Raw genomic sequence first — 24,347 nt, 5'->3', positions numbered from 1 at the left:
AACCCTCGTCAAAACGGCTTATCCGCGCCGGCCGTCTGCCGCATCCAGCCTCGTCAGGTAGAATTGTCGGATAAGTGGGTGCATTGCGCGCCCCCGACAGACTTTCACCATCTCGCATGAATACCGAACGCAACGACGCGCCAGCGGCATCCAATTTCATCCGCAACATCATCGACGACGACAACCGCACCGGCAAATGGAGCCAGCGCGTCGAAACGCGCTTTCCACCCGAGCCGAACGGCTATCTGCACATCGGTCACGCGAAAAGCATCTGCCTGAATTTCGGCGTGGCGCGCAGCTATGGCGGCGTGTGCCATCTGCGCTTCGACGACACCAACCCGGAAAAGGAAAGCGTCGAGTACGTCGACTCGATCGTCGACGCCGTGCGCTGGCTCGGCTTCGAGTGGGAAAAAGACGGCAACGAGCAGCTCTACTACGCGAGCGACTACTACGACAAACTCTACGAATTCGCCGAACTGCTGATCGAGCGCGGCAAGGCCTACGTGGACAGCCAGTCGGCGGAAGAAATGCGCGCGAACCGCGGCTCGGCCACCGAAGTCGGCACGCCCTCGCCGTTCCGCGAACGTTCGGTGCAGGACAATCTCGACCTGTTCCGCCGCATGAAGGCCGGCGAGTTCAAGGAAGGCGATCATGTGCTGCGCGCGAAGATCGACATGTCGTCGCCGAACTTCAACATGCGCGACCCGGTGCTGTACCGCATCCGCTTCGCGCATCACTACCGTACCGGCGATAAATGGTGCGTGTACCCGATGTACGACTACACGCACTGCATCTCGGACGCGCTGGAAAACATCACGCATTCGCTGTGCACGCTCGAATTCGAAGACCACCGTCCGCTCTACGACTGGATTCTGAACGAGCTCGCCGACGCCGGCATTTTCACGCGCCCGCTGCCGCAACAAATCGAGTTTTCGCGCCTGAACCTCACGTACGCGATCACGAGCAAGCGCAAGCTGCTGCAACTGGTGACCGAAGGCCACGTGGAAGGCTGGGACGACCCGCGTATGCCGACCATCGTCGGCGTGCGCCGGCGCGGCTTCACGCCCGAGTCGATCCAGCTTTTCTGCGAGCGCATCGGCGTGACGAAGGTCGATTCGTGGATCGACATGAGCGTGTTCGAAGGCGCGCTGCGCGACGATCTCGACGAAAAGGCGCCGCGTATCGCCGCCGTGCTCGATCCGCTGAAGCTCGTCATCGACAACTTCCCGGAAGGCCTCACCGAGCCGTGCAGTGCGCCGGTCCATCCGCATCATCCGGAACAGGGCGTGCGCGAGTTTCCGATTTCGCGTGAGTTGTGGATCGAGCGCGAGGACTTCACGGAAACGCCGCCGAAGGGCTATTTCCGCCTGTTTCCGGGCAACAAGGTGCGCCTGCGCTACGGCTATGTGATCGAATGCACGGGCGCGGAGAAGGACGAAAACGGCAACGTCGTCGCGGTGCATTGCAACTACTTCCCGGACAGCAAGTCGGGCACCGAAGGCGCGAACAGCTACAAGGTCAAGGGCAACATTCACTGGGTCAGCGCGGCCGCCGCCTGCCCGGCCGAAGTGCGCATCTACGATCGTCTGTTCAAGGAGCCGCAACCGGACGCCGGCGGCCGCGATTTCCTCGAAGCGCTGAACCCCGACTCGAAGCGCGTGGTTCACGCGTACCTGGAACCGGGCGCGCACGGCGCGCTGCCGGAACAGCGCTATCAGTTCGAGCGTCACGGCTACTTCGTCGCCGACCGCGTCGATTCCAGGCCGGGCAAGCCTGTGTTCAACCGGATCGTCAGCCTGCGCGACAGCTGGGGCAAGCCTGCGTAAGCAGGCGTGGCTCGGGCTTGAGCGCGCCGCTTCGGGAGGTCCGATGAGCCATCCAATCCGCGGCGGCAAAAACCGCGTGCGTCGCGTGCTTACGGCGCTCATGGCGGCGGGCGCAGCGGCGCTCGCCTGCCCGCTTCACGCGCAAGAGCTCACCGGCACGCTGAAGAAAATTCACGACGACGGCGTGGTCGTGCTCGGCGTGCGCGAAGCGTCGATTCCTTTCTCGTATTTCGACGGCACGCGGACGGTCGGCTATTCGCACACGCTCGCGCTGCAAATCGTCGACGAAATCAGGAAAGTGCTGCACCTTCCGCAACTGCAGGTGCGCGAAATCACGGTGACGTCGGCGAACCGCACGCCGATGCTGCTGAATAACCAGATCGATCTCGAATGCGGCTCGACCACGCACACCGCCGAGCGCGATAACGTGGCCGCTTTCTCGAGCAGCTTTTTTCAGTACGCGGTGCGCATGATCGCGCGCAAGAACAGCGGCATCACCGATTTCCCCGATCTGGCCGGCAAAATGGTCGTCACGACCGCGGCCACGTCCGACGAGCGCCTGCTGCGTCAGCTCAACGCCCAAAAGAATCTGAACATGCGCGTGACGAGCGCGCGCGATCACGCGCAAGCTTTCGCGGCCGTCAAAGACAATCACGCAGTGGCCTTCGTGATGGACGAGCCGATCCTGTATGGCTTCAAGGCGGCGGATTCGCACCCAGACGATTTCATCGTGACCGGCGCGCCGCTCGGCTACGAAGTCTATGCCTGCATGTTCCGCAAAGGCGACGAGCCGTTTCGCCAGCTCGTGAACGGCGTGATCGCGCGCGGACAGCGTTCCGGCGAAGCGGAACGTCTGTACCGGCAATGGTTCACGCAGCCCATTCCGCCGCACGGCATCAATCTGAATTTTCCGCTGTCGGAGCAGAACCGCGCGCTGTTCGCCAACCCGAACGACCACGCGCTCGACTGAATGCAAGGCGCTGGCAGACGCCGACGCTTGAACCGCTACAGAGCTACAGCGACCGGTGCAATTGCGCGAGCGAAAGCGTGGTGTGGAAAAGACGCGCGAGACTGCGGCTCGCGTACTTGTCCACTTCGTCCGGCGCGGTCCAACGATACGCGTCCATCTCGAGGATCAGCGTGCCGTCCGAGCGGCGCGGAAACAGCGACGTGCAGGTGCACGCGCTCAGATCGAGTTCGTCCGCCGTGGCGCGCGCGGCGAACAGATGCAGATCCTTGTCTCGCCGGTAGACGAACAAGCCAAGATCCTGCAAACGCTCCGCCTCGATCGCGATGCCGGTCTCTTCGACCATCTCACGCAGCGCCGTGACGTGCGGCGCTTCGCCTTCCTCGCCATGGCCTTTCGGAATGTCCCAATGCGACGTCTCGGTCGCGTGCGCGAGCAAAACGCGGCCGTCAGGGTCCAGCATGACGATGCCGCACGACACGACCCGCTGAGTCATCGCCGCCCCGCCCCATCTCGACGTGCGGCTTCGCGCCGCGCCGGCCATGCGCGGGCGCGCGTAGGGGTGACTGCCTGCACGCTCAATGCTTTTTCTGCAATTGCCACTTGCCGTCGCCTTCCTTGCAGAAGAGCGGGCGCAGGCTCATCGACTGCCCTTTGGCATTCAGCACGACGCCGACGTCGCGGCAGGTGCGCTCGCCGTCTTTCGCGGTGTTCGACGGCGTGATCGTCGCGTCGAGCTTCACGCTGTTGCCGGTGCCTTCATTGACCCAGCTCGTGCTTTCACCGTCCTGCTTGTCGTCCAGCGCGGCGACGACAGCTTGCTTAATGGAGTCGATGTCGCGCTGCTTCATGTAGCTGATCGGCGTGTCCTTCAGAAAGCCGAGATTCGCCGCCTGCGCGCCGAGCGCCACGCCGAGCAGCAGACCGGCGGCGGTCAGGTGACAGAAAGCACGGGTTCGCATCGACATGAAGGGTTCTCCTTGAAACGTTCGGGCGATCTCGAGCGCGCCGATTGCGGCTCTTGATCTGGACCCCAAAAGCATAGCATGTCCCTCTGCCACGGCCAGGCCGCGGCAAAGTCCGCAGCAATGAACGGCGGCGGCCACGGTCGTCGTCCCGCTTTTAGGATGGCTCCCATATCACAACGTGAAACGCGCTCTTAAGATTGGTTGTGTTGCGCTGTCGCGCTGGTTTCCTTCACCGGTCTCATCATGAGTTTCTCTGTCGCGCTGGAAAGCCTGGTCGTCACACTCGCGCTCTTTTGCGTGGCGCTCGTTCCCGTGGTCATTCGGCGCGATCCCGGTCTCGCGCAGCCCATTGTGCGAATCGACGGATTGAATCGGCCTCGCTGGCCGAATCTTTTGACGCGCGCGGGCGTCGCCTGTCTGCTCGTTTCTTTTGCGCTGCTGCTCAGCGATTGCTATTACATGCTCGCCGGCGCACAGCGCTGAAGCGCCCGAGCCGCGCCACGCCGGCCGCTCGTCGGCATTCGCCCGCGCGGCTTGGCCGGCCGCTTCGTCAGTTCCCCGCCTTATAACCATCGGTGAGCGTGTTCAGAAACGCCACCATGTCCTTGATCTCGGCATCGTCGAACGCTGGTTTGTCGCCGGGCTTGCGGTCGAACGGCGGCTCGGTATTCAGATTGCTCCAGTAACGCTGCGGCAGATCGTCGAACTTTTGCACCTTGCCTTTGACGACCGGATAGAACTTCGCCGGATTCGTGTCGCGTTCGGCGTAGAAGTGCAAGACCTCTTCGAGCGAATGATAGACGCCGTTGTGGAAGAAACTCTTCTTCAACGCGACGTTACGCAACGTCGGCGTGCGGAAAATGCCGCAAAACTCCGCGCGTCCCCTCAGATCGGTGCGCTCCGGGCCGCACGCGCCGAGATCGTAAAAATGCGGATCGCGGTTCACGAGCAGCGCGCGGTTGCGCGGCACGCCGATCGCGATCAGGCCGAAGTCGCTGAACTGCGGCGGCGCGCCGTCCAGCGTGCGCCGGCTGATGTGGCAGCTCGCGCAATTGCCCTTTTTTTCGTCGTTGAAGAGTTGCAAGCCGTGCAGTTCGGCTTTCGTGAGTTGCGCCTTTCCGGCCAGATATGCGTCGTATTTGCTGCTGTACGGATAGAACAGTTCGGGCGACTGCTCGAAGGTTTCGAGCGCTTGCAGCACCGCCTTGAAGGCGGCGTCGTCGCTATCGAAAATGTGTTCGCCGAACGCCGCGCGAAACGCGCCCGCGTAGGGCGCGGCCTTCACGGCGGCGGCGATTTTCGCGGGCGAGCTGCCCATTTCAAACGACGACAACAGCGGAATGCGCGCCTGATCGCCGCCGCGATCCACGCGGCCGTCCCAGGTGAGGCCGCCGGTCGGGCCGGCGTCGACGCTTTCATCGCCTTCGTCGTCCGACTCGTGATAGTGCTCGGCGAACGCCGGCACCGATTGCAGATACTTGAGCGTGGGCGCCGCGCGCATGCCGGTGCGGCGCATATCGCTGCCGCCCAGTTGCACGGACAACGCGTTGGCCGGCGCGAACGCGTGGTCCGGACTGTGGCACGACGCGCAAGCGAGCTTGCCTGAGCCGGAGAGCGACGGGTCGAAGAACAGTTGCTTGCCGAGGGCGGTCATCTGCCGCACGGATTCGAAGACTTGCGCACGCGTCTGCGCGCCGCCCGGCACGGCTTGTGGCGCCGTCGTCTGATGCGCGGCGACCTGCACGGCCGACGCCGCCCGCTCCTCCGAAACGCGCGCCGCGCTTGCGCCCGTAGCGCCCGTAGCGCCCGCAGTAGCGGCCGCGGCCGGCGCGCCGGAATCGCAAGCCGCGAGGCTCAAGCTCACAGCGAAGGCCACGCACGCCAGCGCCGTCGCGCGCGATTCAGGGTGTGCCGCCGCTCGCGCGCGCCGCCGCGTTGCATGGCGCCCCACACTTTTCCGTATCCCCGTCAGACCGAGCCGCATATGAATGATGTTGAATGTGCGATTTCGAAGTCAGCGAGCGTATTTCATCGATATGTCGCTCAAATGACATCCAGCCGACAGAAACTTAAGATCAAAAGCGATCCGTAATTAATTACATCTTTCTGTCAAATTGCATCGCCACACTTTCGCGGCGGCCACGGATGTAAGGAAGGACGCGGCCCGTCCCCTACGCGAGAGAGAGAACTCATCAATGAACAAGAAACTGATCTGCGCGACGCCAGTGGCGATCGCAGCAGCATTAAGCCTATATGCATGCGGCGGCAACGAGGTCGCTCAGCCCGACATTTCGTCGATCAAGACGGTGGTGGTGATCTACGCCGAAAACCGCAGCTTCGACAATCTCTACGGCAACTTCCCGGGCGCGAACGGTTTGCAGAACGTGAGCGCCGCGAGCGCCAAGCAGCTGGATCGCGACGGCTCGACGCTCGCGACGCTGCCGCAGGTGTGGAACGGCCTCACGCAAACCGGCGTGACGCCGGTGGTGACGGCGGCCATGACGGCGAATCTGCCGAACAGCCCGTTCGCGATCGACGACCCGAACGGTTTCAACACGCCGATCACCGCGACGACGCGCGATCTGTATCACCGTTTCTACGAGAACCAGATGCAGATCGACGGCGGCAAGAACGACAAGTTTGCCGCGTGGGCGGATTCGGGCGGGCTCGTCATGGGTCATTACACGCTCGACGCCGACAAGCTGCCGCTGTGGAAAATCGCGCAGCAATACACGCTTGCCGACAACTTCTTCATGGGCGCGTTTGGCGGCTCGTTCCTGAACCACCAGTGGCTCGTGTGCGCGTGCACGCCGACCTATCCGAACGCGGACCAGAGCCCGGCGGCCAGTTCGGTTTCGGCGGTGGAGAGCGACGGCGTGACGCTCAAGGTCGCGTCGAACTCGCCGGCTTCGGCACTTTCCGGTCCGCCGAAATACGTGCTGTCGGGCAACCTCACGCCTGACTTCTACGCGGTCAACACGATGCAGCCGCCGTATCAGCCGAGCGGCAACAAGGCAGCGTCGGGCGGCGACGCGACTCTGGCCGATCCGAGTGTCGCGACCACCTTGCCGGCGCAGACGCAGCAGCACATCGGCGATCTGCTGAACAACGCGAAGGTGTCGTGGGCGTGGTACGGCGGCGCGTGGGGCGCGGCGCTGTCGGCGTCGCAAAACGGCACGTCGAATGTGATCTACGGCGCGAATATGACGGCGCCGAACTTCCAGCCGCATCATCAGCCGCTCAACTACTTCGCCGATCTCGCGCCGGGCACGGCCAACCGCTCACAGCATCTGCTCGACGGCGGCCTCGCCGGCTCGGAGTTCATCAAGGCGATCGACAGCGGCACGCTGCCGCAAGTGTCGTTCTACAAGCCGCAGGGCAACCTGAACGAGCACGCGGGCTATACCGACGTCGCCTCGGGCGATCAGCACATCGCGGACGTGATCTCGCATCTGCAGAAAAGTCCGCAGTGGAACAACATGCTGGTGGTCGTGACTTACGACGAAAACGGCGGCATCTGGGATCACGTCGCGCCGCCCAAGGGCGACCGCTGGGGTCCGGGCTCGCGTATTCCGGCGCTGATCGTCTCGCCGTTCGCGAAGAAGGGTTTCGTCGATCACACGCAATATGACACGGCGTCGATTCTGCGCTTCATCACGCACCGCTTCGCGCTGCCGACGCTGCCGGGCCTCGCGGCGCGCGACGCGGCGCTCGTCGCGAATGGCGGCAAGCCGATGGGCGACCTGACAGCCGCGCTCAACATCAAGCAGTAAGTTGACGCGCGCGACAGCGACACAACAACGGTAAGCAACAGCCGCGCCTCGCGGCGCGGCTTTCGACGGGCAGCTTCGGCTGCCCATTTTTATTGGCGCGCGCGAATGGCCGGTGAATGCATTGCAAACATCAAAGGCCGAAAAAAAACCCATCTCCGACGATTCGGCAGATGGGATTTTTTGGGAATGCAGGAAATGCAGGCGATGCTGGAAATGGCGCGGCGGGCGAGGATCGAACTCACAACCTCAGGTTTAGAAGACCTGTGCTCTATCCAATTGAGCTACCGCCGCGCAACATTGGGCCCGGATTATAACCGATCGTCTCCTGCCCGCCAGAACGCGGCGGGCAGCGATCACATTATCAGACCGGTTGCGGATGCAGCGCGAACCAGCCGAGGAAGACGATGCCCGCGATCACGCAGTACACGCCGAACGAAGCGAGGCGTCCGCGTCCTTCGAAATAGCGCATCAGGAAACGCACGCTCAGATAGGCGGCGATGGCCGTCAGCACGCCGCCGAGCGCCGCGTCCGCCAGTTGGCCGGGCGCGTGGAACAGCTTCGGCAGTTCGAGCAGGCCGGCCGCGAAAATGATCGGCGTGCCGAGCAGGAACGAGAACTCGGCGGCCTTTTCGGCGGTAAGACCCGCTGCGTTGCCGGCGATCATCGTCAGGCCGCTGCGCGAGAAGCCCGGAATCAGCGCGCCGATCTGCGCGAGACCGACGAGAAATGCCTGCCGGAAGCTCATCTTCTCGGGCGCCTGATGCGCGCGCGCGCGCTGCATGCGGTCGCCGAGCCACAACAGCACGCCGTTGACGATCAGCGCGATCGCCACGATGCGCAGATCGTGAAAGATGCGTTCGAGCCGCTTCTCCAGCACCAGCCCGACGAGCCCCGCCGGAATCGTGCCGATGATGAGCGCCCACATCATATGCGCGTCGTCGTTGCGGCGCCCGCCGAACGAAGCGAAAAAGCCGCGCACGAGCGCGCACCAACGCTCGCGGAAGTACCACAGCAGCGCGAATGCGGTTCCGAGGTGCAAGGCGACGAGAAACGGCAGCAACTGCGGCGCGTGCTTATCGATATGCATGCCGAACACCGCCGGCACGAGCAGCGTGTGGCCGAGACTGCTCACGGGGAACAATTCGGTGACGCCTTGGAGCACGCTGAGAAAAAGGAGAAACGTCAGGTTCACGCGGCAGCCCTTGTAAGGAAAATGTCGGGGACAGCGCGCCGTGCAACGAATTGACCGGCGCATCAAAAGCGCACCGATTATGACTGTCTGGTATGACAGCGCCAAGCACTTGGGCCAGAAAGGAGGATATTTTGACGCGCCGCGAGACATCACGAGACAGTTGTGCCGCGTCTTTAGGCAAAAAGAGCCGCTGATGATGCGACAGCCCTTTCATCGTCCGATGGCGAAGCGCGGGATTGACGCGCCGGCCGTCACACCAAGCTTACGAAATAGAAAGCCATGTCTGACCTCGCACCCGCAGCGCGTGACGCGCGCGTGCAAAAATCAGCGATCGAGCTTGTAGAAGAAGTACACCGTGCTTGCGGTGAACATGCCGAAGAGGGCGACACCCATTGCCATTGCGAGATCCATAACGCCTCCTGAGCGATCCCGCCCGGCGGTAAAAGTCACCGGGCAGTGAGACGAATTATCGGCAACGAACGCCTGGGCCGGACACCCGCAATTTCCCCACAAGGGTTTCCCCGTAGCGCAAAGCAGCGCAAAATCGTTGCTCGGCGGACGCTGACCGCGTGTCGTCCGCGTGTCGTCCGCGTGTCGTCCGCGTGTCGTCCGCCTGGTGCCGAGCATCGCCCGCGCTGCCGTCGCGCCGGGAACGCAATATGCGGCATCGCGCGGCGGCCCTCGAATCCCGTTCCAACCACTCATCCATCATTTCACCGACCATGCCTCTTTCACCGCAGCAGGACATTCTCGAGATCGCCCAGGACACTTCCGTGCTCCGCTTCGCGCCGCAAGCCGGCGGCCGTCTGCTTTCGTGGATCATCGACGGCGAAGAGGTGATTCATTGGCCAGAACACGCGGACTGGAGTCAACCCGCGCGAATTCGCGGCGGCAACCCGTTGCTGTTTCCGTTTCTCGGACGTCATCGCGTGGACGGCAAGATCGGCTACTGGCGCGACGCGCAAGGCACGGTTCGCGAACTGCCCATGCATGGCTTCGCGCGCGATCTGCCCTTCGAAGCTCACGCCGACGTGCACGGCGCCGGCCTGCGCCTCGTGCTGACCGACAGCGAAGCGACGCGCGGCGGCTATCCGTTCGGCTTCCGTTTCGAAGCGGCCTACACGCTCGTCGACGCGCACACGCTCGACGTCGCGCTGACCACCACCAATACCGGCGACACCCCGCTGCCCTACTACGCCGGCCATCACTTCTACTTCACGCTGCCGCACACGCAGCGCGGCGAGACGACGATCGAATTGCCGCGCACCGAACGGTGTTTCCAGCAGGCAGACGGTTCGATCAGTGCGCCCGAGCCGGGCGAAGCGCGCTACACGCTCGACGAAGCGCGCATCCTCGACCGCTTTCATTGCCTCAGCGGCACGCCCACGCAGCCGGTGCGGGTGATTGCGCCCGGCCTGAACCGCGTCATCACGATCGACCTGCATCAGCCGAACTCCGTGCCGTGGTACGCGGTGACCACGTGGACGGAGGCGGCGGAGTCGGATTTCTACTGCGTCGAACCGTGGCTCGGGCTGCCCGACGCGATTCATAACGGCAAAGGCTTGCGCTGGCTCGATCCGGGCAAGACCGAAACGGCGGCGCTGCGCATCGGCGTGAAGAACCTGGCCTGATGGCGAGCCGGATTACGGCTTCGCGAAAACGCCGGTGGGCGGCCCGCGCTGCCTTTTTACGATCCCGAAACGCGAAACCGTTAAAATCGGACGCTTTGTAGCCACCTGCCGCGTGACGGATCGGCGCGCGGCAGCGCTTTGCGAGGTCCAATGCTGGAAACAACAAAAATGATCAAACGGGTGGCGTGTGCCTCACTGGTGGCGCTTGTCGCCGCATGCGGGTCGGCGCCGGTGGGGCCAGGCTTTTATCGCGTCGAACGGGGCGACACGCTGTCGAAGATCGCGCGCAGTCAACGGCAGTCCGTGCAAAGCATCGCGCGCTGGAACAACCTGACAAATCCCGACAGCATCGAAATCGGCCAGGTGCTGCGCGTCGCGCCGCCCAATGGCGCTGCATCGACGAGCGGCGCGCAGCGCACCGGCAACGCGAGCGCCGCGTCCACGCCGCGTTCGGCGCCGGGCGAGAGCGCGGCGGCATCGGCTCCGTCGTCGATCTCGCTCGTGTGGCCGACCAGCGGCAATGTGATCCGCAGCTTCGACGGTGGGAATTCGAAGGGCATCGACATTTCCGCGCCGTCGGGCACGCCCGTGGTCGCGGCGGCGGCCGGCACGGTGGTGTATGCGGGCAACGGCCTGCGCGGATACGGCAACCTGCTGATCCTCAAGCACAACGCCGAGTATCTGACCGCCTACGCGCACAATCGCGCGCTGTTCGTGAAGGAAGGCGAATCCGTCGCGCAAGGCCAGAAGATCGCCGAGGTCGGCGATACGGATACCAACCGCGACATGCTGCATTTCGAATTGCGCTATCAGGGCCGCTCGATCGATCCGTCGCGAGCATTGCCGGCGCGGTAGCGCGCGAGAGTCGCCCTTCGCCACTCGTGTCACTCGTGTCACTCGTGTCACTCGCGCCGCCGCTGCAAGAGCAGGCCTGGGAACCCAGCGTGCTATAAACGTTCAATCCGATACACGTGGCCGCGCGCCACGTGTTCCATGTCATCTGTAAGGGAATTTGCAATGAAGAGCGCATTTGCGTCCGTCGCGACGGCCGCGGCGATCGGTGTTGGCCTGCTGACACTCGGCAGCCTGGGCGGCTGCTCCACGACCACCACCATGACCTACCTGCCGAGCGGCGACACCGGCTTCGCGATCAACTGCAGCGGCAGCGACGCCAGCACGAGCTGGGCCGAATGCTACAAGCGCGCGGGCCAAGCCTGCGGCAACTATGGCTACGACGTCGTCTCGAAAGATGTCGATAACGGCGCCACGTCCGGCGGCACCGTGGGCGGAATTTTCGGCGCCAACGTAAAGAACCGGTCGATGGTGATCCGCTGCAAGCAGTAACGCGCGAAGCACACGCCGCCTGTCGCACGCCGCGCTGCATGGCCGCCGAGCCAGCGCCCCGTACGCGGTTCGATACGCGCGGCGAACGCGAACAGCATGGCGAACGCAATGGGCCACAGCACGACGAAAATGAATATCCAGGTCATAACGAGGTAAAGAAAACAGGCTTTTAATGTTCTTCGCCTTATGTGTATTCAAAGTGACCGTGCGCTGAGCCGCGTTATATATCAGTCGAAAAAAAGCCCGGCGCGAGGCCGGGCTAACGGGGGTTCGGCGCATATCGGCAAAGGACCGGTTCACCATGCGCCAGTTGGAAATTTATCAACGTGACTTTAAGGGCGCAATATATTAATTTTCGTGCCAATGTGACACGGCGTACGGAGTCCGCCACGAGTGAACCAAATGGTTATCCAATAAGCGGACCAATTACCAAATATTACGGGGCACGACATATTCGTCCAGCAATTGCAGCAGCAAGGAAAATGCCCGAAGAACCTTACAGAATGGGCCTCCGCCGTCGTCTCGCTCTATTGGCTGACAAAACATGGGGACTGTCGTTTCGTCACCTCAATGAGCGCGGCGATTTCCGCTTGGCCGTCCGAACGACTTGGTGTGCCACCGCACTATTTTCGTCAAATTAACCGGATTTTCGGCATTCGGCCGCCGACTCCTTCATTCGCATGAATATTCGCAAGCGGCGAATTAATAAAAGTGGAGCGCCAATACGCCGACAAATAGCCCGGTTAAAATGCCACGTTTTTATCGGCTGAATAAATCGGATGTGAGGCATTTGCGCGCTACCGCACAAGCTGGCCGGAAGCGATAATCCGGGCGGCCGCAATCGGCTTTACATCACACGCAAGCCCAATTCCGTGACGAGCACCGCCGCCTGCTGATGCGAAATCGTCGCGCCCTTGAAAAGCGCCGCATCCACCAGCCGCACGCCGCTCAGATCGGCCTCGCGCAAATCCGCGCCATCGAAGCGCGCGCCCTTCAGATGCGCATCCTTCAGGCTTCCGCCGTCGAAAATCGCCTCGCGGAAATCGACGCCCGCGAGATCGGCGTCGGAGAAATCGAGCTGATGCAGCGTCGTCTTGCGAAACGACAGGCCGCGCAAATGCGCGCCGACCAGCAAGGTTTCGACGAAACTCAAGCCTAGCGCCAAACATGCCTCGAAGTTGGCGCCGGTGAGCTTGCAGCCGCGGAACGACGCCGACGCGAGCTTGGCGCGCCGCCAGCTCGTGTTGTTCAGATCGCTCGACTGAAACGCTGCATCGACGAGATCGGCCGACGCGAAGTCGGCCTGCCGCCCCCGGCAGCGAACCCAGCGCGTGTGCGCGAGCGTCGCGCCGACAAACGACGCCTCCGCGATCGTGCAGCGATGAAACTCCGCGCCGCGCAAGTCGAGCCGCGACAGGTCGGCGCCTTCGAAGTCGCAATCGGTGAAGACGAGCGGCTCGCCGCTTACGGCGGCGTGCGCGATGAGGCGCTCCACGTCGGCGCGCATGAGCGTGGCGTTGGCCACTTCGTGAGCTTGCGCGCCCGAAGCCGGCGCCGTTGAATCGAGTGACATGAAGGTTCAGAATGAATCGGATGATTTGCGAAGAGCCCAAGCGTACCGGAATGCACGTCGCACCGGCGGCTTGTGCCGATGGTTTATAGTAACGACCCCCGCCAGAACCCCCTTACGATGACTTCCAACGACGCCACCCAAAGCCCTCTCTATGCCCAGCTCCTCGCGGAAACCGCGAAAATCGGCTGGCAGGAACTGGAACGCTTCTTCGCGCGCGGCATGTTGCTGCGCGTCGCGGGCGACCTCGATCTGGTGAGCGTCGCGCAAGCCATCGCCAACGACAACACCACGCAGGTCACGCAATGGCTGTCGGCGGGACTCGTCGAGCGGGTGCAGGCGGAAACCGCCGCCGATTTCGCCGCGCGCGATCCTGACCTGTGGGCCGTGGTCGTCTCGCCGTGGGTGTGCGTGCAGGAACGCCGTTGAGCCACGCCGAGTCGGGCGGCGCCGCAGCGCCCGCCGTGCCGGTGCGCTGGCACCGCCGAGTGCTCGCGCTCGCGTTTCCCATCGTCCTCGCCAATCTGACGCAGCCGATTCTCGGTGCCGTCGACACCGCCGTCGCCGGTCATCTGAACGGTGCGTCGTATCTCGGCGGCGTGGCGCTCGGCGGACTCTTCTTCAACTTCGTATTCTGGGGCTTCGGTTTCCTGCGCATGGGCACGACGGGCCTCGTCGCGCAAGCGCACGGCGCGGGCGAGCACGCCGCGCTGCGCGACAACGTCGTGCGGGCGCTGCTGCTGGCGGCCGCGATCGGCGCGGCGGTGCTCGCGCTGCAAGTCCCGCTGATCGACTACGCGTTGCGCGCGATCGGCGGCAGCGACGCCGTGCAGCGCCACGCACGCCTCTACTGCCACGCGCGAATCTGGGCCGCCCCGCTCGCGCTCGGCAACTACGTGGTGCTCGGCTGGCTGCTCGGCACACAGCGCGTGCGGCTTGCGCTGCTGTCGCAGGTGTTTATCAATGGCGTGAACATCGTCGCGGTGCTTCTCTACGTCTACGCATTCGATTGGGGCGTCGCCGGGATCGGCGCGGCCACCGCCACCGCCGACGCGCTCGGCTTCGTACTCGGCGCGGCCCTGCTCTGGCACGGCAGGCCGCGCGGCCTGCCCGCGCTGAGCCGCCACGCGCTGTTCGACGCAGCCGCGCTCCGGCGTCTCGTCGCGCTCAATCGCGATATTTTCGTGCGTACGCTGTGCCTGCTGCTCGCGTTCGGCTGGTTTGCGCACCTCGGCGCGCAACAGGGCGACGCCACGCTCGCCGCGAATGCGCTGCTGCTCAACTTCCAGACGTTCATGGCTTATGGTCTCGACGGCTTCGCACACGCGGCCGAGGCGCTCGTCGGCGCGGCAATTGGCGCGCGCGACCGGCGCGCGTTCGTCGCGGCGGTGAAGGTCACCGCGTTCTGGTCCGCGCTTGGCGCGCTGGGCTTTACGCTCGTCTACGCGGGCGCGGGTGCGTGGATCATCGAACGTCTGACGGATCAGGCCGCCGTGCGCGCCACGGCCGATCTGTATCTGCCGTGGGCGGCGCTTGCGCCGGTCGTTTCGGTGGGCGGCTATCTGCTCGACGGCGTGTTCATCGGCGCGACGCGCACGCGCGAACTGATGAAGTCGATGGCCGTGTCGTTCGCCGTTTTTGTGGGCGCCTCGTGGGCGCTGCTCGCGCTCTACGGCAATCACGGTTTGTGGGCCGCGATGCTGGTCTTCATGGTCGCGCGCGGCGTGACCCTCGCGCGTTATCTGCCGAAGCTCGTCAGCGGTCTTGCCGGCGCGAGCGCCTAGCGGCACTCATGCGCGGCTTCCCGTTACGCCTTGAAACAGGCGCACACAGATCGCGGACGAGCGCCGCCCAGGCATGCCCGCAGCCCGCGCACTCCGCGCGACCCGGCTGCGTGGGTCAGACGGGCCGGCGTGCCCGCGCCGATGCTTCGTCTTGATGCTCCGCTCGCGCTTAGCGCGCGACAGGCGCCGGCACCATCGTCGGCGGACGGCTGTCGGTGGGCACGCCGTGATAATCGGCCGGATCTTGCGGCGGGCCGGCACGGTGGCCGGAAGATCCATTTGCACAGCCGGCGACACCGGCGGCCAACAGCAACGCAATCATCGAAACGCGGAACATAAACAGTAGTCTCTCTGGCAGAAAAAGGAACGCGGCCGGCGAGAGCGCCGGCGCGCGGAAGTCTACCCGCAACGCGCGTTCCATGACGCCGCGCCTTCGCCCTCCCATTTCGCGATGTGTGACCTACTATAAAAGTCACAGCCGAACGTGAAAGGAGACTGCCATGGACGCTGAATCGATCGCGGGACTGGTCGGACTCGGAATAGGTCTCGCCGTGCTGCTCGCACTCTCGATTTTCGAAACGAGAACCTATCGGCGTGAACACGGCGAAGGCATGCTGCATCACTGGGTGACGCATCAGAACATGCATATGCCGCATATGCACATGCCGCACTGGATGCGCCGCCGGCATTGAAACAGGTAGCGCTCACGCCGTTTGCCTGAAGTGTGTCCCGCGCCAGCGTTCGCGGGCGGGGCGGTGGCGCGCTGCCCGCCTGGCGTTGTCTTTCGTCGCATGACCCGCGCGCGGCGCGTGGTTGTGTAGGGTTAGGCTGCATGTCCGCCGAGTATCCGTCTTGTCACTTCCTCTTTTGTCTGCGTTCTTCCGGCGCGATGAGCTGTGTTTTCGCCCGCGCGGCGGCGACTTCCGAGGCCGCCGGGCACGGCGGTTGCTGAAACGGTGGCTGCATGAAGCGCGCACATGGCGCGTCGCTTGTCGCGGCGAGCAACGTGTGCCGGATCAACCGAACTAAGCGGCCCAACCTCTTTGGCGGCCTACAGGGAGAACTCAAATGACGATCGGAACCATCCTTCTCATCGTGCTCATCCTGCTGCTGATCGGCGCATTGCCGACCTGGCCCTATAGCAGTGGCTGGGGCTATCGACCGACCGGTCTGCTCGGGATCGTGCTGATCGTCATCATCGTGCTGCTGCTCATGGGACGCTTATGACGCGCGCGTTGTGCTCCTGCGCAATTCGCGATTGACTCTGGCACCTGAAGCCACGTAGAATCTCGGATTCGTCGGAGCGTAGCGCAGCCTGGTAGCGCATCTGATTTGGGATCAGAGGGTCGAAGGTTCGAATCCTTTCGCTCCGACCACGAACAGCAGCAAATGCAGCATATAAAACCCGCGTAGCCTTGGCTTCGCGGGTTTTTTGTCTTCCAAAGCTTTCTAAAGCCGGCGAAGCTGTCCGGGCGCACGATCTGCTATAGCTTCAAGGCGGCGGTCGAAGCAACCGAGACTGGGCAACCGGCCGGGAAACCAGCCGGCCACTTAGTGGCTCGTGTCCCGGCTTGCATCGCGGCTTGCGCTGCGGCACGCACGCATGCGACAGTGACCCGCGCCACCCGCAATACGTCCCGCACCCGAAGCCAAGGAGCCACGCATGAATCTGATTCTCTGGCGTCACGCCGAAGCCGAAGACTTTGCCGCCACGGATCTCGCCCGCGCGCTCACCACGCGCGGCCGCAAGCAGGCGCAAAACGTCGCGAAGTGGCTGCGCACGCGTTTGCCCGACGATGCTGTGATCCTCGCCAGTCCCGCCGTGCGCACCATCCAGACCGCGGAAACGCTGAGCGACCAATACCGCGTCGTGCGCGAACTCGCGCCGAACGCCAGCGCGAACGACGTGCTCACCGCGGCCGGCTGGCCGAAGGGCATCGCCGAAACGGTGGTGATCGTGGGTCATCAACCGACGCTCGGGCACGTCGCCGCGAAGCTGCTCGCCCATAGCGATGCGAGCTGGCCGGTCAAGAAGGCCGGCCTCTGGTGGATCGCGAGCCGCGAGCGCCATGGCGACGACGAGGCCGTGCTGCTCGCGGCCATGACGCCCGATCTGGTCTGATCCGACTTCACGGGTCGCGCGCACACAACATCTCGCGCGCGAGCGGTATGCCGCTCGCCTACGCGACTGCCCGAGATTACAAGGAGCGCGCGCGGAGCTTACGGGCAGTCATCCAATCGTCATGGCTTTGCCATGCGAGCGTCACGGCGCGTTACTACATTGGCGAAAAAAGACTCCCCCTTTTTCGACCAGGACGCCCCAATGCGAGAACTGCCGACGCCTACCCTGCCCCTCGCTTCGATCTTCGAATCGCGTCGCCTGCCCCGCGCCGAAGAAACGGTCACCGCGCAACATCGGCTGCGAGTCACGTGGGCTCGCACCGACGAAGAGCTTCGCGAGGCGCAGCGTCTGCGTTACCGTGTGTTCGCCGACGAAATGGGCGCGCGTCTCACGGGCCCCGCGGGCCTCGACGTGGATTCGTTCGATTCGTACTGCGATCACCTGCTCGTGCGCGATCTCGACACGCTCAAGGTGGTCGGCACATACCGCGCGTTGCCGCCGCATCAGGCCGCGCGCATCGGCCGCCTGTATGCGGAAAGCGAATTCGACGTGTCGCGCCTCACGCACCTGCGCGCGAAGATGGTCGAGGTGGGCCGCTCGTGCGTGCACCCCGACTACCGCAGCGGCTCGGTCATCATGTCGCTGTGGGCCGGCCTCGCGGCCTACATGAAGCACAACGGCTACGAAACGATGCTCGGCTGCGCGAGCGTCGCGATGGTCGACGGCGGACACTACGCGGCGAATCTGTACTGCTCGCTGCGCGACAGCGCGCTCACGGCGCCGGAATATCGCGCGTTTGCGCACACGCCGCTGCCCGTCGACGAATTGCAAACGGGCGCCGACGTCGCGCCGCCGCCACTCGTCAAAGGCTATCTGCGTCTTGGCGCGAAGATTTGCGGCGCGCCGGCATGGGACCCCGACTTCAATACGGCCGACTTCCTGACGCTGTTCCGCCTCTCGGACATCAACGCACGCTACGCGCGCCACTTCCTTGGCGACGCATTGCCGCGCTGATCCCGCTCCTGATCAGCTTCTGATCCGCTTTCGCGCGGCAACGCCGAAATGAAAAAAGCCCGGAAAAAACCGGGCTTTTTTTCATGCGACAGCGTCACTCTTCCGTATAAACCACTCGATACGGAATGCCAACTTTTTCCCACTCCGCCGCTTCCTGAATCAGGCTGTAGTCGGTGAGCGGATTGTTGGCGACCCACTCGCTGGGCAAACGCACCTCGTAGCCGCCGTTAGCCTGCGCGACGAGAATGCCGGGCAGACCGACATCCGCGCGACGTCGGCACAACAGCGCGGCGAGCCGCAGACAGAACAGCAACGGCCATTCCACCTCGCGCGTTTGCGACAGTTTGCCGAGCTTGCCCGCATGACCGAGCACCAGCGCCGCGAGGCGCGCCTGGTCGGTGCGCGAAAAGCCCGGCATGTCCGCATTGCTCGCGATATACGCCGAATGCTTGTGATACGCGCTGTGCGAGATCGACAAACCGATTTCATGCAGCGCGGCCGCCCAGCCGAGAAACATGCGATTCTCCACGCGACGCTCTTCGTCGGGCTCGACGAACTGATCGTAAAAGCGCACCGCAAGTTCGCCGATGCGCCCCGCCTGCGCGCGATCCACGCCATAGCGGCGCATGAAGCCTTCCACCGTGACCGTGCGCATGTCTTCGTGCTGCGAACGGCCGAGCAGATCGTAGAGCACGCCAAGTCGCAACGCGCCGTCTGTCGTGTCAACGTAATCGACGCCCAGTTCGTCGAACACCGCGATCATGATCGACAGCCCGCCCGCGAGCACCGGAATCCGGTCGGCCTTCAACGCGACGAGCTTCAGCCGATTGACGTTCTCCGCCTTGATCAGCGCGCGCTTCAGGCGCTCCAGTCCGCCGCGCGAAATGCCGTGCGTGATGCCGGCATCGTTGAAGCCGTTGGCCTCGACCAGTTCGGCGAGCGCGCGCGCCGTGCCCGACGAACCAATGGCCTGCTCCCAGCCCGTCTTCTTGTATTCGGCGGAAATGATCTGGATTTCGCGGCCCGCGGCGAGTTCGGCCTGACGCATCGTGTATTCGTCGACGTTGCCCGCCGGGAAAAATGCGCGGCTATGGCTCACGCAGCCGATGTACAGGCTCTCCATCTTGATCGGCGTGTAATGCGAACCAATGATGAATTCCGTCGAGCCGCCGCCGATGTCCACCACGAGCCGTTTGCCCGGACTCGCGGGCACGGAGTGTGCTGCGCCCGCGTAAATGAGGCGCGCTTCTTCGCGCCCGGCAATCACTTCAATGGGAAAACCGAGCGCCGCCTGCGCCTCGCCGAGAAACTCGCCGGCATTCTTCGCGATGCGCAACGTATTGGTTGCGACCGCGCGAACGTGATCGGGATGAAAATCGCGCAGCCGCTCGCCGAAGCGCTTCAGCGCGTCCCAGCCGCGCACTTGCGACGCGCGGTCGAGCATCTTGTCGCGCGACAGACCCGCGGCAAGACGCACCGGCTCACGCAATGCGTCGACCTGATAAATCTGGCTGCCCGCGTCGGTTTCCTCGACCCGGCCGACGATCAGCCGGAAGCTGTTCGAACCGAGATCGACGGCAGCGAGGAGTTGTGGGGTATTGACCATCGGGTGTGCGGACTCCATGCGCGCAAGCGCGGCGGCGGTGGATATGAGCAAGGTCTCACTTCCGCCCGACGCCCGAGGCGCCTTGCGGCCGGCCGCGCTGTTCAAAGACGCCATTCTAAGCGTACCGGAGCTCACGATGTCACCTCGCGGGGATGGGGGCGCCTCATGCTCCCATACCACTGCGTCATATTGACGACAGACGAGGATTCCAGCGTAGAATCAAAAAACTGAGAATGTCATAACAACGTCATCATACTGTGAGAATTTCCGAGCGTCTTTCCGCCTCCCAATCCGACATTCCTTTCTCGCTGCCGATGTCCATCCGCTACCCCTTATTGAATCGCGAGCTGGGCATTCTGGGTTTCAACGAGCGTGTGCTGGCGCAAGCCGCCGATCCCGCCGTTCCTCTGCTTGAGCGCCTGCGCTTCATCTGCATCACCAGTAGCAATCTCGACGAGTTCTTCGAAGTCCGCATGGCCGGACTGCAGGAACAGATGCGCGACAACCCCGGCGCGCTGTCGCCCGACGGCATGTCGTTGCAGCATGTGTACGACCTCGTGGTCGAACGCGCGCAGAGGCTCGTGCACCGGCAGTACACGATGCTGCACGACACCGTGCTCACGGCGCTCGAAGCGGAAGGCATCTATTTTCACGGCACGGAAGCGTGGAGCGAAGCGCAGACCGAATGGGCGCGCAACTACTTCTTCGACGAACTGCTGCCCGTGCTCACGCCAATCGGCCTCGACCCGGCGCATCCGTTTCCGCGCGTGCTCAACAAGAGCCTGAACTTCGTCGTCGAACTGGAAGGCAAGGACGCGTTCGGCCGTCAGGCGATGATGGGCATCGTGCAAGCGCCGCGCGCGTTGCCGCGGCTCGTGCGCATGCCGCAGGAACTGTCGGGCTATCCGCATGGTTTCGTGCTGCTGAGTTCGCTGTTGCAGCGCTTTGTCGGCGAGCTGTTTCCCAATCTCGTGGTGCGCAGTTGCAATCAGTTTCGCATCACACGCAATAGCGAACTCTTCGTCGACGAAGACGAAATCACCAATTTGCGCGTCGCGCTGCAAGGCGAATTGCCGGCGCGGCATCTGGGCAATGCGGTGCGCCTGGAAGTGTCGGCGGAAACGCCCGCGCATGTCGTGCGCCGCCTGCTCGACGAGAGCGGCCTCACGGACAAGGACTGCTATTACGCAAACGGTCCCGTCAATCTCGTGCGTCTGATGCAATTGCCGGAGATGGTGGATCGGCCCGATCTGAAGTTCGTGCCGCACATTCCCGCGATTCCGACATCCATCGCCAACAGCGCGAGCATGTTCGATGTGATCGATCAGGGCGACGTGCTGCTGCATCATCCGTACGAAAGTTTTCAGCCGGTTCTCGAACTGCTGTTGCAGGCGGCCAAAGATCCGAACGTGGTCGCGATCAAGCAGACCATCTATCGCACCGGCACCGACTCGCCATTGATGGACGCGCTCATGCAAGCCGCGCGCAACGGCAAGGAAGTCACGGTGGTGGTCGAGCTGCTCGCCCGCTTCGACGAAGAGACGAACATCAACTGGGCGTCGCAGCTCGAAGCGGTCGGCGCGCACGTCGTGTACGGCGTGGTCGGCCACAAGTGCCACGCGAAGATGATGCTGATCGTGCGACGCGCCACGGTCGGCGGCAAGACGACGCTCAAGCGCTATGTGCATCTGGGCACCGGCAACTACCATCCGCGCACGGCGCGTCTTTACACCGACTTCGGCTTGATGACCGCGGATCAGAAGATCTGCGAAGACGTGCATCACGTGTTTCAGCAGCTCACCGGCATCGGCGGCGAGCTGAAGCTGCACGAGTTGTGGCAGTCGCCTTTCACGCTGCATCCGAAACTGGTCGACGCGATTCGCGCCGAAGCCGAGCACGCGCGCGCGGGCAAGAAGGCGCGCATCGTCGCGAAGATGAACGCGCTGCTCGAACCCACGGTGATCGCGGAGTTGTACGAGGCGTCGCAAGCCGGCGTGAAGATCGACCTGATCGTGCGCGGCGTGTGTTCGTTGCAGCCGGGCGTGCCGGGTCTGTCGGAGAACATCACGGTGCGCTCGATTGTCGGGCGCTTTCTCGAACATCATCGCATTTACTATTTCTACGACGACGGCCGCGAACAGGTGTATCTGTCGAGCGCGGACTGGATGGATCGCAACTTCTTCCGCCGCGTGGAAGTCGCGTTTCCCGTCAACAATCGGCGCCTGAAGCGGCGCGTGATCGCGGAGGGACTGTCGGCCTTCCTCGGCGACAATCAGTCCGCGTGGCTCATGCAAAGCGACGGCCATTATCGTCGCCGGCGGCCGGGGAAATCGTCGCGCAATGCGCAGATGAGTTTGTTGGCGAAGTTTTGTTCGTGACGTCGCGCAAATAAAAAAGCCCGCTTTTTTAGCGGGCTTTTTTACACCACACAACACCACACCAGGGCTGACCTCGCAGCGTCCCTCACACATTCGCCGGCTGCCGCCGCGCGGTGCGATCCAACGGAAACGTCACCGAAAAAGTGCTGCCGCGCCCTTCTTCGCTTTTCACTTCGAGTAGCGCGTCGTGCCGTTGCAGCACATGCTTGACGATGGCGAGTCCGAGCCCGGTGCCGCCGGTATCGCGCGAGCGGCTGCGATCGACGCGATAGAAGCGCTCCGTGAGCCTCGGGATGTCGGCGGCCGGAATGCCCAGGCCGCTGTCCGTCACGGAAAACACAGCGACGCCGCCTTGCGCCTGCCAGTTCACCTTGATCGTGCCGCCGTCGGGCGTATAGCGAATCGCGTTGGTCACGAGGTTGCCGAACGCGCTCAGAATTTCAGTTTCGACGCCCGTCACGGTCAGCTCTTCATCGGCGTCGAAGGTCAGCCGATGATGATCGCTCGACAGACTTTCCGCGTCGTCACGCAGATGCCGCAACACGGCGCGCATATCGATCATGTGATCGCTCGGCGGTTTGTTGTCGCCTTCGAGTTTGGCGAGCACGAGCAGATCGTTCACGATATGGCGCATGCGCGACGCCTGCTGCTCCATCAACTCAAGATAACGCGCGCGCTCCGCTTCGCCCAGCGGCAGCTCGCGCATCGTCTCGAGAAAACCCGACAGCACGGTCAGCGGCGTCTTCAGTTCATGCGACACATTCGCGACAAAGTCGCGCCGCATCGCGTCGGTACGCTCCAGCTCGGTAATGTCTTGCGAGAGCACCAGCTTGCGGTTCTCGCCGTAAGGAAACACCTGCACCGAGAGCACGTTCTGCCGCTTCGTGCCCATGCCGCGCATGATCAGCATTTCTTCGTAGTGGTGCGAGTTCAGGTAACGCACGAAATCCGGCTGACGCACCAGATGCGTAATGTGTTGACGCAAATCGCGCTTGGCATCGAGACCGAAATGCACTTCGGAGATGGCGTTGCACCACTCGATCTGATCGTGGTCGTCGAGCATCGCGACGCCGTTCGGCGAAGCCTGAATGGCCTGAATGAAGCGCGAATGCTGTTGCTCGACCTGACGCACCTGCGCATGCCAGCGCTTTGCCAGCTTGTGCAGACGGTAATAGATTTCGCCCCAGATGCCGGGGGCGCTCGGCACTTCGCCGTACACCGGCGCGTCGAGCAGACGCCACAACCGCTCTTTATGAAACGTGCCGAAAAAGTTCTGCACGAGCAGCAAGACGACCGCGAGGATCAATGCTGCCTTCAGGTTCACGAATGCGCCGACCACCACGCACAGTATGGCGAGCAGCACGATCGCAACGACGGAGCGCGCCCAGATGATGTTCATGGTCTAAACGATCGAAGAAAACGGCGTGCGCGCCCCCCGCCAGGGTCAAGCGCTCTTGGCGAGGCGATAGCCGCTGCCGCGGACCGTCTCGATCATAGCATCGCAGCCGGCCGGCTTGAGCGCCGCGCGCAGCCGCTTGATGTGCACGTCGACGGTGCGCTCTTCGACAAATACGTGATCGCCCCACACCTGATCGAGCAGTTGCGTACGGCTGTGCACGCGCTCGGGGTGCGTCATGAAAAAGTGCAGCAGACGGAACTCCGTCGGGCCGAGATCGAGCTTGATCTCGCTGCCCTCGGCGTGCGCCGCGACGCGATGCGTTGCCGGATCGAGCTTCAGACCGTTGATCGCGACCACGTCCTCGGTGAGCTGCGGCGCGCGGCGGCGCAGCACCGCCTTGATGCGCGCCATCAGTTCCTTCGGCGAAAACGGCTTGGTGACGTAGTCGTCCGCGCCGATTTCAAGGCCGAGCACCTTGTCCTGCTCGTCGCCACGCGCCGTCAGCATGATGATCGGAATGTGCTTCGTGCGCTCGTTGTTGCGCAGGTCGCGCGCGAACGCAATGCCCGACTTGCCCGGCAGCATCCAGTCGAGCAGGACGAGGTCGGGCAATACGTCGCTGATCAGGTTCTGCGCCTGCTCCGCGTTGTACGCGCGAATCGGGCAGTGTCCGGCATGTTGAAGATTGACCGAAATCAGTTCGGAAATAGCGGGCTCATCTTCAATGACGAGAATGCTGCTGGGCATCGGCACCTCTGGTCCTTATCTCTGGA

23 protein-coding genes and 2 tRNA genes are annotated in these 24,347 nt (G+C 63.4%); 15 read left to right on the top strand and 10 right to left on the bottom strand.

What is annotated here, in order from left to right:
- The first annotated feature begins 116 nt into the window (after positions 1–116).
- Together VOM14_RS07345 and VOM14_RS07340 are read left to right on the top strand one after the other, a co-directional pair.
- A complete protein-coding gene (locus VOM14_RS07345) occupies positions 117–1,826 on the top strand; it encodes a glutamine--tRNA ligase/YqeY domain fusion protein (protein ID WP_327628047.1) in 1,710 nt (569 codons plus the stop codon).
- A gap of 43 nt (positions 1,827–1,869) precedes the next feature.
- On the top strand, positions 1,870–2,796 hold the full coding sequence (locus tag VOM14_RS07340) for a transporter substrate-binding domain-containing protein (protein WP_327628046.1): 927 nt from the start codon (positions 1,870–1,872) through the stop codon (positions 2,794–2,796).
- A 43-nt stretch (positions 2,797–2,839) separates the two neighbouring features.
- On the opposite strand, the gene VOM14_RS07335 is transcribed toward VOM14_RS07340, so the two are convergent.
- Positions 2,840–3,289: an NUDIX hydrolase gene (locus VOM14_RS07335; protein ID WP_327628045.1), complete on the bottom strand. Its 450-nt coding sequence runs from the start codon at positions 3,287–3,289 to the stop codon at positions 2,840–2,842.
- A gap of 82 nt (positions 3,290–3,371) precedes the next feature.
- Positions 3,372–3,761: an RT0821/Lpp0805 family surface protein gene (locus VOM14_RS07330; protein ID WP_327628044.1), complete on the bottom strand. Its 390-nt coding sequence runs from the start codon at positions 3,759–3,761 to the stop codon at positions 3,372–3,374.
- Between the two features lie 243 nt (positions 3,762–4,004).
- On the opposite strand from VOM14_RS07330, the gene VOM14_RS07325 reads away from it, so the two are divergent.
- Positions 4,005–4,244: a hypothetical protein gene (locus VOM14_RS07325; protein ID WP_327628043.1), complete on the top strand. Its 240-nt coding sequence runs from the start codon at positions 4,005–4,007 to the stop codon at positions 4,242–4,244.
- Between the two features lie 67 nt (positions 4,245–4,311).
- Here VOM14_RS07325 and VOM14_RS07320 read toward each other — a convergent pair whose 3' ends face one another.
- Positions 4,312–5,745 carry a cytochrome-c peroxidase gene (locus tag VOM14_RS07320; protein WP_327628042.1) on the bottom strand — a complete coding sequence of 478 codons (1,434 nt, stop codon included), beginning with the start codon at positions 5,743–5,745 and terminating at the stop codon, positions 4,312–4,314.
- Between the two features lie 211 nt (positions 5,746–5,956).
- Between VOM14_RS07320 and VOM14_RS07315 the strand changes: the two genes are divergently transcribed.
- A complete protein-coding gene (locus tag VOM14_RS07315; protein WP_327628041.1) occupies positions 5,957–7,534 on the top strand; it encodes an acid phosphatase in 1,578 nt (525 codons plus the stop codon).
- 214 nt (positions 7,535–7,748) lie between these two features.
- On the opposite strand, the gene VOM14_RS07310 is transcribed toward VOM14_RS07315, so the two are convergent.
- Positions 7,749–7,825: transfer RNA gene (locus tag VOM14_RS07310), tRNA-Arg, on the bottom strand.
- Positions 7,826–7,895: 70 nt separating this feature from the next.
- Positions 7,896–8,726 carry an undecaprenyl-diphosphate phosphatase gene (locus tag VOM14_RS07305; RefSeq protein ID WP_327628040.1) on the bottom strand — a complete coding sequence of 277 codons (831 nt, stop codon included), beginning with the start codon at positions 8,724–8,726 and terminating at the stop codon, positions 7,896–7,898.
- A gap of 722 nt (positions 8,727–9,448) precedes the next feature.
- Here VOM14_RS07305 and VOM14_RS07300 point away from each other — a divergent pair.
- From VOM14_RS07300 to VOM14_RS07290, 3 genes are all read left to right on the top strand, one after another.
- Positions 9,449–10,357 carry an aldose epimerase family protein gene (locus tag VOM14_RS07300; protein ID WP_327628039.1) on the top strand — a complete coding sequence of 303 codons (909 nt, stop codon included), beginning with the start codon at positions 9,449–9,451 and terminating at the stop codon, positions 10,355–10,357.
- 150 nt (positions 10,358–10,507) lie between these two features.
- The gene (locus VOM14_RS07295; protein WP_327628038.1) at positions 10,508–11,212 is read left to right on the top strand and encodes a peptidoglycan DD-metalloendopeptidase family protein; all 705 of its coding nucleotides are present in this window, start codon (positions 10,508–10,510) and stop codon (positions 11,210–11,212) included.
- Between the two features lie 162 nt (positions 11,213–11,374).
- On the top strand, positions 11,375–11,701 hold the full coding sequence (locus VOM14_RS07290) for a hypothetical protein (protein WP_327628037.1): 327 nt from the start codon (positions 11,375–11,377) through the stop codon (positions 11,699–11,701).
- Between the two features lie 847 nt (positions 11,702–12,548).
- Here the strand turns inward: VOM14_RS07290 and VOM14_RS07285 are convergent.
- Positions 12,549–13,274: a pentapeptide repeat-containing protein gene (locus tag VOM14_RS07285; protein ID WP_327628036.1), complete on the bottom strand. Its 726-nt coding sequence runs from the start codon at positions 13,272–13,274 to the stop codon at positions 12,549–12,551.
- Positions 13,275–13,391: 117 nt separating this feature from the next.
- On the opposite strand from VOM14_RS07285, the gene VOM14_RS07280 reads away from it, so the two are divergent.
- On the top strand, positions 13,392–13,700 hold the full coding sequence (locus tag VOM14_RS07280; protein ID WP_327628035.1) for a DUF2288 domain-containing protein: 309 nt from the start codon (positions 13,392–13,394) through the stop codon (positions 13,698–13,700).
- Positions 13,697–15,055 carry an MATE family efflux transporter gene (locus tag VOM14_RS07275; protein ID WP_327628034.1) on the top strand — a complete coding sequence of 453 codons (1,359 nt, stop codon included), beginning with the start codon at positions 13,697–13,699 and terminating at the stop codon, positions 15,053–15,055. Before VOM14_RS07280 ends, VOM14_RS07275 begins: the two co-directional genes overlap by 4 nt.
- 169 nt (positions 15,056–15,224) lie before the next feature.
- Here VOM14_RS07275 and VOM14_RS07270 read toward each other — a convergent pair whose 3' ends face one another.
- On the bottom strand, positions 15,225–15,476 hold the full coding sequence (locus VOM14_RS07270; protein ID WP_327628133.1) for a hypothetical protein: 252 nt from the start codon (positions 15,474–15,476) through the stop codon (positions 15,225–15,227).
- Positions 15,477–15,555: 79 nt separating this feature from the next.
- Between VOM14_RS07270 and VOM14_RS07265 the strand changes: the two genes are divergently transcribed.
- The 5 genes from VOM14_RS07265 to VOM14_RS07245 all read left to right on the top strand — a co-directional run bounded on the left by VOM14_RS07265 (position 15,556) and on the right by VOM14_RS07245 (position 18,191).
- Positions 15,556–15,747, top strand: a complete 192-nt coding sequence (locus VOM14_RS07265; RefSeq protein ID WP_327628033.1) for a hypothetical protein — start codon at positions 15,556–15,558, stop codon at positions 15,745–15,747.
- A gap of 376 nt (positions 15,748–16,123) precedes the next feature.
- Positions 16,124–16,282, top strand: a complete 159-nt coding sequence (locus VOM14_RS07260) for a DUF3309 family protein (RefSeq protein WP_327628032.1) — start codon at positions 16,124–16,126, stop codon at positions 16,280–16,282.
- 72 nt (positions 16,283–16,354) lie between these two features.
- Positions 16,355–16,431 (top strand) — tRNA-Pro (locus tag VOM14_RS07255).
- A gap of 287 nt (positions 16,432–16,718) precedes the next feature.
- The gene (gene sixA / locus VOM14_RS07250; protein WP_327628031.1) at positions 16,719–17,177 is read left to right on the top strand and encodes a phosphohistidine phosphatase SixA; all 459 of its coding nucleotides are present in this window, start codon (positions 16,719–16,721) and stop codon (positions 17,175–17,177) included.
- A gap of 201 nt (positions 17,178–17,378) precedes the next feature.
- Positions 17,379–18,191 (top strand): GNAT family N-acetyltransferase, encoded by an 813-nt coding sequence (locus VOM14_RS07245; protein ID WP_327628030.1) that lies wholly within the window; start codon positions 17,379–17,381, stop codon positions 18,189–18,191.
- 94 nt (positions 18,192–18,285) lie between these two features.
- On the opposite strand, the gene ppx is transcribed toward VOM14_RS07245, so the two are convergent.
- Positions 18,286–19,911, bottom strand: coding sequence for an exopolyphosphatase (ppx, locus tag VOM14_RS07240; RefSeq protein WP_327628029.1), 1,626 nt, complete (start codon positions 19,909–19,911; stop codon positions 18,286–18,288).
- 200 nt (positions 19,912–20,111) lie between these two features.
- Here ppx and ppk1 point away from each other — a divergent pair, with 200 nt between their 5' ends.
- On the top strand, positions 20,112–22,175 hold the full coding sequence (ppk1, locus tag VOM14_RS07235) for a polyphosphate kinase 1 (protein WP_327628028.1): 2,064 nt from the start codon (positions 20,112–20,114) through the stop codon (positions 22,173–22,175).
- 85 nt (positions 22,176–22,260) lie between these two features.
- Here ppk1 and phoR read toward each other — a convergent pair whose 3' ends face one another.
- Together phoR and phoB are read right to left on the bottom strand one after the other, a co-directional pair.
- The gene (phoR, locus tag VOM14_RS07230) at positions 22,261–23,574 is read right to left on the bottom strand and encodes a phosphate regulon sensor histidine kinase PhoR (RefSeq protein WP_327628027.1); all 1,314 of its coding nucleotides are present in this window, start codon (positions 23,572–23,574) and stop codon (positions 22,261–22,263) included.
- Between the two features lie 45 nt (positions 23,575–23,619).
- Positions 23,620–24,321, bottom strand: coding sequence for a phosphate regulon transcriptional regulator PhoB (gene phoB, locus VOM14_RS07225; RefSeq protein WP_006051991.1), 702 nt, complete (start codon positions 24,319–24,321; stop codon positions 23,620–23,622).
- Positions 24,322–24,347: the final 26 nt, after the last annotated feature.

It is taken from the genome of Paraburkholderia sp. MPAMCS5 (assembly GCF_036016995.1).
Classification (GTDB): domain Bacteria; phylum Pseudomonadota; class Gammaproteobacteria; order Burkholderiales; family Burkholderiaceae; genus Paraburkholderia.
This window is presented reverse-complemented; position numbering and strand designations above follow the sequence as displayed.

Excerpts from the sequence above, each read along its gene's own strand:
- VOM14_RS07345 (WP_327628047.1), top strand. The coding sequence starts at position 117 with ATGAATACCGAACGCAACGACGCGCCAGCGGCATCCAATTTCATCCGC.
- VOM14_RS07340 (WP_327628046.1), top strand. The coding sequence starts at position 1,870 with ATGAGCCATCCAATCCGCGGCGGCAAAAACCGCGTGCGTCGCGTGCTT.
- VOM14_RS07335 (WP_327628045.1), bottom strand. The coding sequence starts at position 3,289 with ATGACTCAGCGGGTCGTGTCGTGCGGCATCGTCATGCTGGACCCTGAC.
- VOM14_RS07330 (WP_327628044.1), bottom strand. The coding sequence starts at position 3,761 with ATGTCGATGCGAACCCGTGCTTTCTGTCACCTGACCGCCGCCGGTCTG.
- VOM14_RS07325 (WP_327628043.1), top strand. The coding sequence starts at position 4,005 with ATGAGTTTCTCTGTCGCGCTGGAAAGCCTGGTCGTCACACTCGCGCTC.
- VOM14_RS07320 (WP_327628042.1), bottom strand. The coding sequence starts at position 5,745 with ATGCGGCTCGGTCTGACGGGGATACGGAAAAGTGTGGGGCGCCATGCA.
- VOM14_RS07315 (WP_327628041.1), top strand. The coding sequence starts at position 5,957 with ATGAACAAGAAACTGATCTGCGCGACGCCAGTGGCGATCGCAGCAGCA.
- VOM14_RS07300 (WP_327628039.1), top strand. The coding sequence starts at position 9,449 with ATGCCTCTTTCACCGCAGCAGGACATTCTCGAGATCGCCCAGGACACT.
- VOM14_RS07295 (WP_327628038.1), top strand. The coding sequence starts at position 10,508 with ATGCTGGAAACAACAAAAATGATCAAACGGGTGGCGTGTGCCTCACTG.
- VOM14_RS07290 (WP_327628037.1), top strand. The coding sequence starts at position 11,375 with ATGAAGAGCGCATTTGCGTCCGTCGCGACGGCCGCGGCGATCGGTGTT.
- VOM14_RS07285 (WP_327628036.1), bottom strand. The coding sequence starts at position 13,274 with ATGTCACTCGATTCAACGGCGCCGGCTTCGGGCGCGCAAGCTCACGAA.
- VOM14_RS07280 (WP_327628035.1), top strand. The coding sequence starts at position 13,392 with ATGACTTCCAACGACGCCACCCAAAGCCCTCTCTATGCCCAGCTCCTC.
- VOM14_RS07270 (WP_327628133.1), bottom strand. The coding sequence starts at position 15,476 with ATGGAACGCGCGTTGCGGGTAGACTTCCGCGCGCCGGCGCTCTCGCCG.
- VOM14_RS07265 (WP_327628033.1), top strand. The coding sequence starts at position 15,556 with ATGGACGCTGAATCGATCGCGGGACTGGTCGGACTCGGAATAGGTCTC.
- VOM14_RS07260 (WP_327628032.1), top strand. The coding sequence starts at position 16,124 with ATGACGATCGGAACCATCCTTCTCATCGTGCTCATCCTGCTGCTGATC.
- sixA (WP_327628031.1), top strand. The coding sequence starts at position 16,719 with ATGAATCTGATTCTCTGGCGTCACGCCGAAGCCGAAGACTTTGCCGCC.
- VOM14_RS07245 (WP_327628030.1), top strand. The coding sequence starts at position 17,379 with ATGCGAGAACTGCCGACGCCTACCCTGCCCCTCGCTTCGATCTTCGAA.
- ppx (WP_327628029.1), bottom strand. The coding sequence starts at position 19,911 with ATGGCGTCTTTGAACAGCGCGGCCGGCCGCAAGGCGCCTCGGGCGTCG.
- ppk1 (WP_327628028.1), top strand. The coding sequence starts at position 20,112 with ATGTCCATCCGCTACCCCTTATTGAATCGCGAGCTGGGCATTCTGGGT.
- phoR (WP_327628027.1), bottom strand. The coding sequence starts at position 23,574 with ATGAACATCATCTGGGCGCGCTCCGTCGTTGCGATCGTGCTGCTCGCC.
- phoB (WP_006051991.1), bottom strand. The coding sequence starts at position 24,321 with ATGCCCAGCAGCATTCTCGTCATTGAAGATGAGCCCGCTATTTCCGAA.